At 36.3% G+C, this 11,853-nt stretch carries 15 protein-coding genes; 12 read left to right on the top strand and 3 right to left on the bottom strand.

The window, feature by feature from the left end; genetic code table 11:
* Positions 1-79: 79 nt before the first annotated feature.
* Complete coding sequence (gene sda / locus ABH960_RS12720; RefSeq protein WP_002015226.1) at positions 80-235, bottom strand: sporulation histidine kinase inhibitor Sda; 156 nt, start codon at positions 233-235, stop codon at positions 80-82.
* Between the two features lie 246 nt (positions 236-481).
* Here sda and ABH960_RS12715 point away from each other — a divergent pair, with 246 nt between their 5' ends.
* The 8 genes from ABH960_RS12715 (at position 482) to ABH960_RS12680 (ending at position 5,614) form a co-directional block, all read left to right on the top strand.
* Positions 482-994, top strand: coding sequence for a YqeG family HAD IIIA-type phosphatase (locus ABH960_RS12715; protein ID WP_002015225.1), 513 nt, complete (start codon positions 482-484; stop codon positions 992-994).
* A 3-nt stretch (positions 995-997) separates the two neighbouring features.
* Positions 998-2,104: a ribosome biogenesis GTPase YqeH gene (gene yqeH / locus ABH960_RS12710; RefSeq protein WP_002015224.1), complete on the top strand. Its 1,107-nt coding sequence runs from the start codon at positions 998-1,000 to the stop codon at positions 2,102-2,104.
* A 15-nt stretch (positions 2,105-2,119) separates the two neighbouring features.
* Positions 2,120-2,953: a shikimate dehydrogenase gene (aroE, locus tag ABH960_RS12705; RefSeq protein WP_002015222.1), complete on the top strand. Its 834-nt coding sequence runs from the start codon at positions 2,120-2,122 to the stop codon at positions 2,951-2,953.
* Between the two features lie 4 nt (positions 2,954-2,957).
* Positions 2,958-3,251 (top strand): ribosome assembly RNA-binding protein YhbY, encoded by a 294-nt coding sequence (yhbY, locus tag ABH960_RS12700; protein WP_002015220.1) that lies wholly within the window; start codon positions 2,958-2,960, stop codon positions 3,249-3,251.
* Positions 3,252-3,386: 135 nt separating this feature from the next.
* Positions 3,387-3,956: a nicotinate-nucleotide adenylyltransferase gene (locus ABH960_RS12695; protein WP_404445524.1), complete on the top strand. Its 570-nt coding sequence runs from the start codon at positions 3,387-3,389 to the stop codon at positions 3,954-3,956.
* Positions 3,946-4,515: a bis(5'-nucleosyl)-tetraphosphatase (symmetrical) YqeK gene (yqeK, locus tag ABH960_RS12690; protein WP_002129163.1), complete on the top strand. Its 570-nt coding sequence runs from the start codon at positions 3,946-3,948 to the stop codon at positions 4,513-4,515. Before ABH960_RS12695 ends, yqeK begins: the two co-directional genes overlap by 11 nt.
* Positions 4,512-4,868 (top strand): ribosome silencing factor, encoded by a 357-nt coding sequence (rsfS, locus tag ABH960_RS12685; RefSeq protein ID WP_000653209.1) that lies wholly within the window; start codon positions 4,512-4,514, stop codon positions 4,866-4,868. The genes yqeK and rsfS overlap by 4 nt, the downstream gene beginning before the upstream one ends.
* Positions 4,865-5,614: a class I SAM-dependent DNA methyltransferase gene (locus ABH960_RS12680; protein WP_002088700.1), complete on the top strand. Its 750-nt coding sequence runs from the start codon at positions 4,865-4,867 to the stop codon at positions 5,612-5,614. The genes rsfS and ABH960_RS12680 overlap by 4 nt, the downstream gene beginning before the upstream one ends.
* Before the next feature lie 172 nt (positions 5,615-5,786).
* On the opposite strand, the gene comER is transcribed toward ABH960_RS12680, so the two are convergent.
* The gene (gene comER / locus ABH960_RS12675) at positions 5,787-6,614 is read right to left on the bottom strand and encodes a late competence protein ComER (protein WP_404445519.1); all 828 of its coding nucleotides are present in this window, start codon (positions 6,612-6,614) and stop codon (positions 5,787-5,789) included.
* Positions 6,615-6,691: 77 nt separating this feature from the next.
* Here comER and ABH960_RS12670 point away from each other — a divergent pair, with 77 nt between their 5' ends.
* From ABH960_RS12670 to ABH960_RS12660, 3 genes are all read left to right on the top strand, one after another.
* The gene (locus tag ABH960_RS12670; RefSeq protein WP_219303557.1) at positions 6,692-7,291 is read left to right on the top strand and encodes a helix-hairpin-helix domain-containing protein; all 600 of its coding nucleotides are present in this window, start codon (positions 6,692-6,694) and stop codon (positions 7,289-7,291) included.
* A gap of 63 nt (positions 7,292-7,354) precedes the next feature.
* Positions 7,355-7,912, top strand: a complete 558-nt coding sequence (locus ABH960_RS12665; protein ID WP_002088698.1) for a ComE operon protein 2 — start codon at positions 7,355-7,357, stop codon at positions 7,910-7,912.
* A 14-nt stretch (positions 7,913-7,926) separates the two neighbouring features.
* Positions 7,927-10,248, top strand: coding sequence for a DNA internalization-related competence protein ComEC/Rec2 (locus ABH960_RS12660; RefSeq protein ID WP_404445515.1), 2,322 nt, complete (start codon positions 7,927-7,929; stop codon positions 10,246-10,248).
* A gap of 31 nt (positions 10,249-10,279) precedes the next feature.
* On the opposite strand, the gene ABH960_RS12655 is transcribed toward ABH960_RS12660, so the two are convergent.
* The gene (locus tag ABH960_RS12655; RefSeq protein ID WP_000997609.1) at positions 10,280-10,414 is read right to left on the bottom strand and encodes a YqzM family protein; all 135 of its coding nucleotides are present in this window, start codon (positions 10,412-10,414) and stop codon (positions 10,280-10,282) included.
* 348 nt (positions 10,415-10,762) lie between these two features.
* Between ABH960_RS12655 and holA the strand changes: the two genes are divergently transcribed.
* Positions 10,763-11,773: a DNA polymerase III subunit delta gene (holA, locus tag ABH960_RS12650; RefSeq protein WP_002034073.1), complete on the top strand. Its 1,011-nt coding sequence runs from the start codon at positions 10,763-10,765 to the stop codon at positions 11,771-11,773.
* Positions 11,774-11,853 lie beyond the last annotated feature (80 nt).

Genomic DNA, 11,853 nt, shown 5'->3' with positions numbered 1-11,853 from the left:
CCTAGATGGGAGTACTTGTTTATTCGAGAGCCATCGCAGGATGGCTCTTTTTACAGGTCAATCAGCAATCTATATGTACTCAAGAAGATTTGACGAGCTTGTCCTCTAACGAGCGTCTAATAATTTCTTGTTTTATAAGTAAAATGAAGTCGGGATTTAATTTTAGTTCTTTTGCTTTATAATAAGACTCAGTGAGTAAATCAGTAGATAACTGTTCCATATGTTTTGTTTTCAAGGTGAGTCACCTCCTAATAATATAAGGATTGATTCGTTGTTGCATTTAATGTACCAAAAAAATATGACAGTCACAAACAAGAGGTTATCCACATAACTCAGTGGATAAAATGTGGATAGATTGTTAGTAAATTCCAAATTGACTGAAAAATTAATGTGGAAAGTGTGTACAAGTTTATCCACAGGTTATCTATCGAAAAATGTTGTCGAAAAATTTTATGAAAAATCCTCAAAGAGGTGAAAGAAATTGAAGTTATTTTTACCAAATGAATATGTGAAAAATATATATCATATTCAACCAGAAGATTTGAAAAAACGTGGAATTAAAGGAGTTATTACTGATTTAGATAACACTTTAATTGAATGGGATCGTCCAAACGCAACGCCACAGCTTGAAGAGTGGTTTTTGAAAATGAAAGAAAATGATATTCAAGTAACGGTCGTTTCAAATAACAACGAGCAACGCGTTAAAGACTTCGCTGACCCATTAGGTATTCCGTTTATTCATAGTGCGCGCAAACCGTTTGTTCGCGCATTTAAGCGTGCGATACATGAGATGCACCTGCAGCCAGATGAAGTTGTAGTAATTGGAGATCAGTTACTAACGGATGTGCTCGGCGGGAATCGTGTGGGACTTCATACAATTTTAGTTGTACCGGTAGCGCAAACGGACGGATTGGTGACACGATTTAATCGGAAAATTGAACGAAGAATTATGAGAAACATGAAGAAAAAAGGCTTAATTAACTGGGAGGAATAAAGTTTGACTGAAACAATTAAATGTATTGGTTGCGGTGTAGAAATTCAAACAGAAAATAAAAATGAAGTAGGATACGCTCCTGTATCATCTTTAGAAAAAGAACAAGTAATTTGCCAACGTTGTTTTCGTTTGAAACATTATAACGAAATTCAAGATGTATCTTTAACAGATGATGATTTCCTTCGTATTTTGAACGGAATTGGACAATCAGACGCACTAGTGGTTAAAATCGTAGATATTTTCGATTTCAATGGTAGCTGGTTACCGGGCTTACATCGTTTTGTAGGGAACAATAAAGTATTACTTGTAGGGAATAAGGCTGACTTAATTCCAAAGTCAGTTAAGCATGATAAAGTAAAACATTGGATGCGCTATAGTGCAAAGCAACTTGGTTTAAAACCAGAAGATGTCTTTTTAATTAGTGCAGCTAAAGGACAAGGAATCGCTGAACTTGCTGATGCAATTGAGCATTACCGCGAGGGTAAAGATGTTTATGTTGTTGGATGTACGAATGTTGGTAAATCAACATTTATTAATCGTATGATTAAAGAGTTTAGTGATGAGACTGAGAATGTAATTACAACATCACATTTCCCAGGAACAACGCTTGATTTAATTGATATCCCATTAGACGAAACGTCATCTTTATACGATACACCAGGTATTATTAATCATCATCAAATGGCGCATTATGTTGGGAAACAAAGCTTAAAGCTTATTACACCGACTACAGAAGTTAAGCCAATGGTATTCCAATTAAATGAAGAACAAACATTATTCTTTGGTGGATTAGCACGATTTGATTATGTAAGTGGGGGCCGTCGTGCATTCACTTGTCATTTCTCAAACCGTTTAACAATCCATCGTACAAAGCTTGAAAAGGCTGATGAATTGTACGAAAAACACGCTGGAGAATTATTGAATCCACCGACACCAGAAGAATTAGAAAATATGCCTAAGTTTGTGAAATATGAATTTAATATTCGTGAGCCGAAAACGGATGTTGTATTCTCTGGATTGGGCTGGGTTACTGTAAATGAATCAGGAGCGAAAATTGTTGCTCATGTACCAAAAGGAGTAAGTGTTTCATTACGTAAATCTTTAATTTAATATGGAGAGGGATTTATGAAACAATTATATGGTGTAATCGGAAATCCAATTGGACATTCATTATCACCCGTTATGCATAACGATGCATTTGAACACTTGAATATGGATGCCCATTACCATGCGTTTCTTGTAGAAGAAGAAGCGCTAGGGGAAGCAGTAAAAGGTTTGAAAGCATTAGGTATTTCAGGATTTAATGTAACGACTCCGCACAAAGTTGCAATTATGGAGTACTTGGATGAGATTGCCCCGTTAGCAAGGCAAATCGGTGCGGTAAATACAGTAGTTCATCGAGATGGAAAATTGATTGGGTATAATACAGATGGAATTGGTTTTGTTCGTGCCCTGCAGTCAATTAGTGAAGATCCACTTCAAGAGAAACGTATTTTATTAATCGGTGCAGGTGGTGCTAGCCGAGCTATTTACTTCTCGCTTGCCGATGTAGGTGTGAAAGAAATTGATATTGCTAATCGTACGAGAGATAAGGCGAAAAACCTTATCTCTGGGTGCATGGCAAATGTTAATTCGCATGCTCTATCGTTAGAATGTGCAGCAGAAAATCAAGGGGAATATGATATTATCATCCAAACAACAACGATAGGTATGCATCCACATGTTGAGTATACGCCGCTGGAAATTCGTTCATTGAAACAAGGAACGATTGTTTCTGATATTATTTATAATCCATTTGAGACGAAAATTTTAGGCGATGCGAAAGAACAAGGTGCAATAATTCAAAATGGAATCGATATGTTCGTTTATCAAGGTGCACTTGCGTTTGAAATGTGGACAGGGTGTGTGCCGAATATTGATAGAATGAAACAATTAGTAATGAGAGAGCTTGGAGGCTAATTATATGTTAACAGGAAAACAAAAAAGATTTTTACGTGCAAAGGCACATCATTTAACACCGATTTTTCAAGTTGGAAAAGGTGGCGTGAATGAAAATATGGTGAAACAAATTGGAGAAGCATTAGAAGTTCGTGAACTATTTAAAGTGAGCGTATTACAAAACTGTGAATTTGATCGTAGTGAAGTTGCAGAAGAGCTTGCACAAGGTGCACGAGCTGAAATCGTTCAAGTAATCGGAAGCACAATTGTTTTATACAAAGAATCAAGAGAAAATAAGCAGATTAAGCTTCCTCGATAAAAGATATACGTGAGTTATTTCGTAATGGACGCTTGATATGTAGAAAGCGAAACCAATTGAACTTTTATTAACAGTGGGCTCTCTTCGAATTTGTATGGGGAGAGTTGCTGTATGTAAAAGGAAGGAGCGTTTCTTTTGAGAAAAATTGGCATTATTGGTGGCACGTTTGATCCACCTCATAATGGGCATTTGTTAATTGCAAATGAAGTGTATCATGCTTTAGGGTTGGAAGAGGTATGGTTTTTGCCGAATCAAGTTCCACCGCACAAGCAAGTACGTAACATTACGAGTGTGAAAAGTCGATTAAATATGCTGCAAATAGCGATTGAGGAAGAAGCATACTTTTCAATTTGTTTAGAAGAGCTAGACAGAGAAGGCCCATCTTATACGTACGATACTATGGTACAATTAACGGAGAAGTATCCGGATGTGCAGTTTCACTTTATTATTGGCGGAGACATGGTTGAGTATTTGCCGAAGTGGTATAACATTGAAAAGTTACTTAAGCTTGTGACTTTCGTTGGAGTTGCAAGACCAGGTTATACATTACATACGCCTTATGATATCGTAAAAGTGGAAATTCCGGAGTTTGCAGTTTCTTCTTCTCTGTTACGTGAGAGATATATGACGAAGAAAACGTGCAAATATTTACTCCCCGAAAAAGTACAGGTATATATCGAGAGGAATGGGTTGTATGAATCGTGAGGAAGCACTTAGTATTGTCAAACAACAAATGCATGAAAAACGTTATATACACACGGTTGGTGTAATGGAAACAGCGATTGAACTTGCTAGGTTATATGGTGTAGATGAGAAAAAGGCAGAGACGGCTGCTATATTTCACGATTATGCAAAATGTAGAGCGATTCCAGAAATGGAAGAGATTATCAAGGGAGAAGCTTTGCCAAAGGATCTACTGCACTATAACAAAGAGTTATGGCATGCACCTGTTGGGGCATACTTAGTAGAAAAAGAAGTAGGCATTACTGATCCTGAAATTCTACAAGCTATTACATATCATACAAGTGGTCATGAAAAAATGACAATGTTAGATAAAGTTATTTATGTAGCAGATTACATTGAACCAGGACGTAAGTTTCCTGGTGTGGAAGAAGCGAGGAAACTCGCATATAAAGATATAAATCAAGCTTTACTGTTTGCTTTAAAGCGAACGATTCAATTTTTAATGGAAAAAGATCAAACGATTTATCCATTAACATTCCAAACATACAATGAAGTTATCAAGGAGGAAATTAATAAATGAAAGATAAAGAGTTATTAGTATTAGCGGCAAAAGCAGCTGATGATAAGAGAGCAGAAGATATGGTTGTACTAAATATGCAAGGTATTTCACCGATTGCAGACTATTTTATTATTTGTCACGGAAATTCAGACAAACAAGTACAAGCAATTGCACGTGAAATTAAAGCGAAGGCACATGAGTTCGAAATTAACGTACAACGTATGGAAGGCTTTGATGAAGCGCGTTGGGTTTTAGTAGACCTTGGTGATGTGGTTGCTCATGTATTCCATAAAGATGAGCGTAATCACTATAATTTAGAGCGTCTATGGGGCGATGTGCCGCGTGAAGATATTGCAGATGAGCTAGATCAATGAAATACGAACAATTTGCTTTGCTGTATGACGAACTGATGAATGATGTCCCTTATGATAAATGGGTGGAATTCACAGAGGAAAGTTTACAACAGGCATCTATGAAAGAGGCAAGAATCCTTGACGTAGCATGTGGAACTGGTAACGTAACACTTCCGCTTGTGCGAAAAGGTTATGACTTAATTGGTGTAGATCTTTCGGAAGAAATGTTAACTGTCGCGCAGCAAAAATTGGGGGGAGAAGGCTATTTTATTCCTTTTTACCAACAAGACATGAGAGAACTCGATGTCCCTGGTGAATTTGATTGTGTGACAATCTTTTGTGACTCATTAAATTATGTATTGCAAGAAGATGGAGTGCAAGAAACATTTAGAAGAGTTTTCCACCATTTACGTCAGGATGGCTTGTTTTTATTCGATGTACACTCTTTATATAAAATACATCACGTATTTCAAAATGAAACATATACAGTGAACGGCGAAGAAATATCACTTATTTGGAACTGCTTCCCTGGAGAAGAATCAGATAGTGTGGAACATGATTTGACATTCTTTGTACAAGATTCAGAAGAAGATGTGTATCATCGTTTTGACGAATGTCACGTGCAACGTGCGTATTCAGTTGAAGTGTTAACAAAATGGCTTGAAGAAGCTGGGTTTACAGTGCTTCGCGTCACAGGTGACTTTGAACGAATTGAAGTGACAGAACAAACAGAGCGCATCTTTTTTATGGCGAAGAAGAATGGATAAAAGAAAAGCAACCGATAAGGTTGCTTTTGTTTTATAGAAAAGATGTAGTTTTAGTTCTAGAAAAATAAAAAGATGATATGTGTAAAGTGTAAAAATGCTAGTTTTAGTGAAAATGTAGTATGAAAAAGATAAGTATTAATAAAAAGGGTTTGGGATTACGATGGCGTATTTATTATGTGTGTTTATTGAATTGCTGCTCAACGCATTTTAAATCTTCATCAAATTTCTCATGTGTCCGTTCGATTAATTTATGAAACATATCCCCAACGTGCTCTTCTAAAATACGAATACCTTCTCCTGTAACACCGCCTTTAACGCATACCTTTTCTTGTAAAGTAGGTAATGTGAAAATTTCTTTTTCAAGTAATTTCCCCATTCCAATGACCATTTCACTTACTAAAGTAGTGGCTTCTTCATGTGTAATATTTGTTTTATCTACAGCAGCGTTAATGAAACATTGTAATAAATAACTAAAAAAAGCAGGGCCGCAGCTTGCTATATCAGATGAAACGCGCGTTATATCTTCTTCTATAACAAGGGGAGTAGAAATGTTTTTGAATAGACGAAGTAGTTTTTGTTGCCATTCTAGAGAGCAGTTATTTCCAAATGTAAATAGTGATGCGCCGGATAAGGCGCGGTTTGTGATGCTTGGAATGATACGAGCGACGTGGCAAGGTATAAGTGTTTCTAATTGTGATGGAGATATGGGGCTTGTGATAGAAACTAAGCAATCTTCGTCTGAAAAATGGTCAGCGTATTTTTGTAGAATAGGGTATATATCTATCGGTTTTACGCAAATGAAAATAAGCTGGGATTTTTCGATTACCTCTTGGATTGTTTTGGCTATATGAACAGAAGGGTATTTTTCTTTTATATGATATGCTTTGGCAGGCGTCCGATTAATAATAGTAAGGCACGAGGGTTTGACAGCACGGGTTTCTAAAAATGCATCGATTAGTATATTCCCCATGTTCCCTGTCCCTATAATTCCTATGTTCAATGTTTCATCCCTCCTTCGTAACAGCTTTCTCCTAAACAATATGAATGATGTTATAAATTTATGATTAGAGGTGTAAAATGATGTGGGATTTTCCGAAAAAATGGTTGGGATTAGTGATTATTATTGGCACTTTGATTTTTCTTTTTTTCTGGAAAACGAATCAGCAAACAGAGCGATCGCTCATTACAACGGAAGTTCAAGTGAAAGATGTGGAGAAAAAAAGTAAACCGAAAGTATTGGATACAAAGGAGCAGAAAAAAATAATTATAATTGATGTGAAAGGGGCGGTTTTTAAAGAGGGTGTGTATGAAATGAAGGAAGGGGACCGGGTGAAGGAGGCAGTTGAAAAAGCTGGTGGTTTGTTGCCAGATGCAGATGTGAAGAAAGTGAATTTGGCGCAAATGGTCCAAGACCAAATGCTTCTTTATGTTCCTAACAAGAATGAGCCAGTGCAAGAAGGGGCTACTTTTTCAAAAAGCGAGGGTAAAGTGCAAATAAATACAGCTTCTAAAGAGCAACTTGAAAAAATAACAGGCATTGGTTCTCGGAAAGCGGAAAGTATTTTGAAATACCGAGAAGAACATGGTCCGTTTCAGAAAATAGAAGATTTATTAGAAATTGATGGGATTGGTGCGAAGTCTTTAGAGAAAATAAAAGATCAAATTATTATTCCATAAAAGATTGACGAAGTTTTTCTTTTTTCGCTACACTACAAGTAGACAAAAAAGAAGGTGAAAAATATGGAACGAATTTCATGGGATCAATATTTTATGACGCAAAGCCATCTACTATCTTTACGTAGTACATGTACAAGGCTTGCGGTAGGAGCGACAATTGTTCGTGATAAACGAATTATTGCTGGTGGATATAACGGTTCAATTAAAGGTGGTGTGCATTGTATAGACGATGGTTGCTATGTCATTGATAATCATTGCGTTCGTACAATTCATGCTGAAATGAATGCTTTATTGCAATGTGCGAAGTTTGGTGCAAAAACAGAGGAAGCGGAAATTTATGTCACACATTTTCCTTGTTTGCAGTGCTGTAAGGCGATTATTCAAAGTGGTGTTACAGCGGTTTATTATGCACAGGACTATAAAAATCATCCGTATGCCGTAGAGTTATTTGAACAAGCGAGTGTAACAGTAAAGCACGTTCCACTAGAATACGATATTACATCGCTAGAAGAACAAGAGCGTCATTTACAGCTAAAGGAATTATTCGCAGCTTTAGAAAAAGATAATTTATCAATGGAAGAATTACAGCGTGTATTCACTAAAGCGAAAATGATGCTATAAGGAGTGAGTATGAGTTGAATGGGCAATGGGGCTATGTTGCAATCTCGTTTATAATTGGGATTGCAATTACCTTTTCCGCATCGCATTTGTTGGCTGCTTGTTGTTTCGTTTGTTATGTTTTATTTTGTTTATATCGTACTTCGCGTAAAACCTTCATATTTTGTATAATAGCGTGTTTTAGTGGCGCTATGTACACCACGTATGTTCAGAGTCTAAATAAGCCGCTAGGGGAGTCCTATGAAGTTACACGAGGGGTCGTGCAAAATACACCTCTAATTAATGGGGATCGTCTCTCTTTTCAAATTGAAGATCAGAATAAAAACTTAGTGCAGTTAAATTATAAAATACAATCTGCTTCGGAAAAGAAGCAGTTGCAACAATTACATGCAGGTATATCGTGTACATTTAAAGGGGAGGTGAAAGAACCACAAACTGCCCGGAATTTTCATGTTTTTGATTATCGTAATTATTTATATCAGCAAAAAATACATTTTATATTTGATGTGACATACATTTCTGAATGTCAAAAAACATCGTTGTCACTCGTGCAATGGATTTTCCTTCTCAGGCAACAAACAATCTCGAAAGTTACAGAAATGTTCCCGGAACAATCAGGTGCATTTATGAACGCATTATTATTTGGAGATCGACAACAAATGACGTTTGAAGTAGAAGAGCAATATCAACAATTTGGTCTTATACATTTGTTAGCAATTTCAGGATCGCATATCGTATTATTAATGGTTATAATGTATTTTGTTTTGCTAAGAAGTGGTGTGACGAAAGAGATAGCAACAGTATGCCTTATAGTTTGCATTCCTCTGTATATGATCATAGCTGGGGCGTCGCCATCTGTTGTGAGGGCTTCTATAACAGGAGTTTTATTATTGGTAGCTTTCATGTGCTCTGTTCGCTTATCTAGTCTAGACGCCTTAAGTATAACAGCTATATGTATGCTTATATACGATCCGTATCTTATTTTCAACATTGGATTTCAATTCTCATTTGTAGGTAGTTTTTCTTTACTACTATCTGCGCCGATATTATTAGAGCGTAGTAATGGGATATTTCGAAATTCTATTTACATTTCTATAATTTCACAGCTCGCTAGTACCCCCATCTTGTTATATCATTTTGGTTATTTTTCTCCTTATAGCATTTTCCTCAATCTTATATATGTTCCTTTTCTATCCATTATTGTATTGCCGTGTAGCATCATTATTCTTATATGTATGCCGGTTATTCCATTTTTCGCAAAAGGAATCGCATATGTACTTTCACTATGTTTAACCATTTCTAATGATTTTCTAAGTTACTGTGAAAGTTTCCCTTTCATCCGACTTACTTTTGGTCAAACTCCTTTATTTCTTGTGGCTATATATTGTTTTAGTATCGTTAGTATATTTGTGATTTGGGAAAGGGTAATAAAGAAAAAAATTTTGTGCATAGTTGTGGGTGTGTTTCTTTTTATTAGTACTTGTCATTATGTATATCCATATTTTCGCGAAAGTGGGAGTGTTACATTTCTTGATGTTGGACAGGGAGATGCGATATTAATTCGTCTTCCGTACGATAAAGAGGTTTATCTTATTGATACAGGAGGAGCCCTTCCTGTCAAGAAGGAAGCGTGGCAACAAAAAAAGCATGAATTTTCTGTTGGGCATGATATTCTTGTTCCTTTTTTACAAAAAGAAGGTATAAAAACGATTGATAAATTAATTGTAACGCACGGAGATGCGGATCATATAGGTGCTGCGCTGGATTTGCTGTCATCTATTATTGTAAAAGAGGTTGTATTTGGGAGAAAGGAACAAGATGCTGTATTGGAAAAAGTGGTGAAGAAAAAGGCGTTAGAAAAGAGCATGAAGATAAGTGTAGTAGGAGAAGGGGAAGGTTGGAGGGTAAATGAAGCGGAATTTTTCGTATTAGCTCCAAAGGGGAAAGAAAAGGGAGAAAATGACTCTTCGATTGTACTATGGGCCAGACTAGGGGGACTAACATGGCTATTTACGGGTGATCTAGAAGAAGAAGGAGAAAAGTTTATAGTATCAACATATCCTGATTTGCGAGCTAATATTTTAAAAGTTGCCCACCATGGGAGTAAAACATCGTCTACAGATCCATTTTTAAGCCTTGTACAGCCTGCTGTAGCGATTATTTCTGTGGGGGAGCGTAATAGGTATGGGCACCCGCATAAGGAAGTTATAGAGCGTTTTAAGAAGATGGGTATTGATATATGGCGTACGGATAAGCAAGGTGCTATTTCCTATGTTTTTAATGGAGAAAAAGGAACCTTTCAAAGTAAAATCACATATGATGAAACACATAGAAGATGAAAAAAAGAAGACTGCCGTTAAGCAGCAGCCTTTAAGAACCGATGAATTTAATAACAGTTGCAATAATGAAAAGTGTTGCGAAAAAACCAAATGAGACGATAAATCCTACCCCTGAATCAATAGCGTCATTGCGTTTACTTTGAACGTTTTGTTCAAAATCATTCATTTAGAATCCCTCCCCAACATTCCATTTTAGTATAAAATATTGTCAGAAAAAAATCTACAATTTCTATATGAAGTGAAATAGAGTATTTGTATACTTTTTCTAGTTAGTTAAGTAGCGTGAATTTTTCATTTCCAATCATGTTAACAGTTGGCACTTATACTAAGATTATTATTGTAAATAATAAAGGGAAGGTGATTACCGCACACCAATAAGAAATCCGGGGCTTATTGCGTGGCGTTTTATATAAATAAAGGGGCGGGTTATAAAGACCGTCCCTTTGTACTTGTAAAACAAAAGCTAGGGCATTAGTATAAATATATATTGCCAAGTTAGGGAGTAGGAAAAAATATGAGTGATATACATAAGAAGATTAAAAAGAAACAGTTCGCTCCGTTGTATGTACTGTATGGAACGGAAGCCTATTTTATAAATGAAACGATAAAGCTTATTACAACGGAAGCGCTTGAAGAGGAAGATCGAGAGTTTAATGTTGTGACATACGATTTGGAAGAAGCGTATTTAGAAGATGTAGTTGAGGATGCGCATACGCTTCCTTTTTTTGGCGAGCGTAAAGTTATATTAATAAAATCACCACTATTTTTAACGGCACAAAAAGAAAAATTAGAACAAAATATAAAAATTTTAGAAGAATATATTGGGGAGCCATCTCCTTTTTCTATTCTTGTTTTTGTTGCGCCTTATGAAAAATTAGACGAAAGAAAAAAAATTACAAAACTATTAAAGAAAACAGCGGATGTAATAGAAGCAAATGCGATGCAAGTGCAGGATGTTCAGAAGTGGATTGTTTCTCGTGCGGATGAGGTGCATGTGCATATTGATAATGCAGCTGTTAGTTTATTGTTAGAGCTTGTGGGAAGTAATGTAACAATGTTGGCGAAGGAAATGGACAAGTTAACGTTATACGTCGGTATGGGCGGAGAAATTACGCCAAAACTTGTCACGGAACTTGTGCCGAAATCTGTTGAGCAAAACGTGTTTGCTTTAACAGAAAAAGTTGTGAAAAAAGATATCGCTGGTGCGATGCAAATTTTAGACGGATTATTTACACAGCAGGAAGAACCGATTAAACTGCTCGCTTTATTAGTAAGTCAGTTCCGCTTGCTACATCAAGTGAAAGAGTTGCAACAGCGTGGTTACGGACAAAATCAAATCGCGTCCCATATTGGTGTACATCCATACCGGGTAAAGTTGGCGATGAATCAAACGAAGTTTTTCTCTTTTGAAGAATTAAAAAAAGTTATTATAGAATTGGCGGAAGCTGATTATAGTATGAAGACTGGAAAGATGGATAAAAAACTTGTGCTTGAGTTTTTCTTAATGCGGTTAAATCATATGTAGTGACACAAAAAAGTTCACGTACTTAGTACGTGAACTTTTTTGTGTATATAAAAAACGATCCGAATGGATCGTTTTTTAAA

Source organism: Bacillus sp. RC252 (assembly GCF_044909215.1).
GTDB lineage: Bacteria > Bacillota > Bacilli > Bacillales > Bacillaceae_G > Bacillus_A > Bacillus_A mycoides.
The sequence above is the reverse complement of the archived record's forward strand: the minus strand, read 5'-3'. Positions and strand labels throughout refer to the sequence as shown.

Coding starts and splice junctions, on each gene's coding strand:
- yhbY (WP_002015220.1), top strand. CDS start 2,958: ATGTTAACAGGAAAACAAAAAAGATTTTTACGTGCAAAGGCACATCAT.
- ABH960_RS12665 (WP_002088698.1), top strand. CDS start 7,355: ATGGAACGAATTTCATGGGATCAATATTTTATGACGCAAAGCCATCTA.
- ABH960_RS12680 (WP_002088700.1), top strand. CDS start 4,865: ATGAAATACGAACAATTTGCTTTGCTGTATGACGAACTGATGAATGAT.
- ABH960_RS12655 (WP_000997609.1), bottom strand. CDS start 10,414: ATGAATGATTTTGAACAAAACGTTCAAAGTAAACGCAATGACGCTATT.
- holA (WP_002034073.1), top strand. CDS start 10,763: ATGAGTGATATACATAAGAAGATTAAAAAGAAACAGTTCGCTCCGTTG.
- ABH960_RS12670 (WP_219303557.1), top strand. CDS start 6,692: ATGATGTGGGATTTTCCGAAAAAATGGTTGGGATTAGTGATTATTATT.
- rsfS (WP_000653209.1), top strand. CDS start 4,512: ATGAAAGATAAAGAGTTATTAGTATTAGCGGCAAAAGCAGCTGATGAT.
- yqeK (WP_002129163.1), top strand. CDS start 3,946: ATGAATCGTGAGGAAGCACTTAGTATTGTCAAACAACAAATGCATGAA.
- aroE (WP_002015222.1), top strand. CDS start 2,120: ATGAAACAATTATATGGTGTAATCGGAAATCCAATTGGACATTCATTA.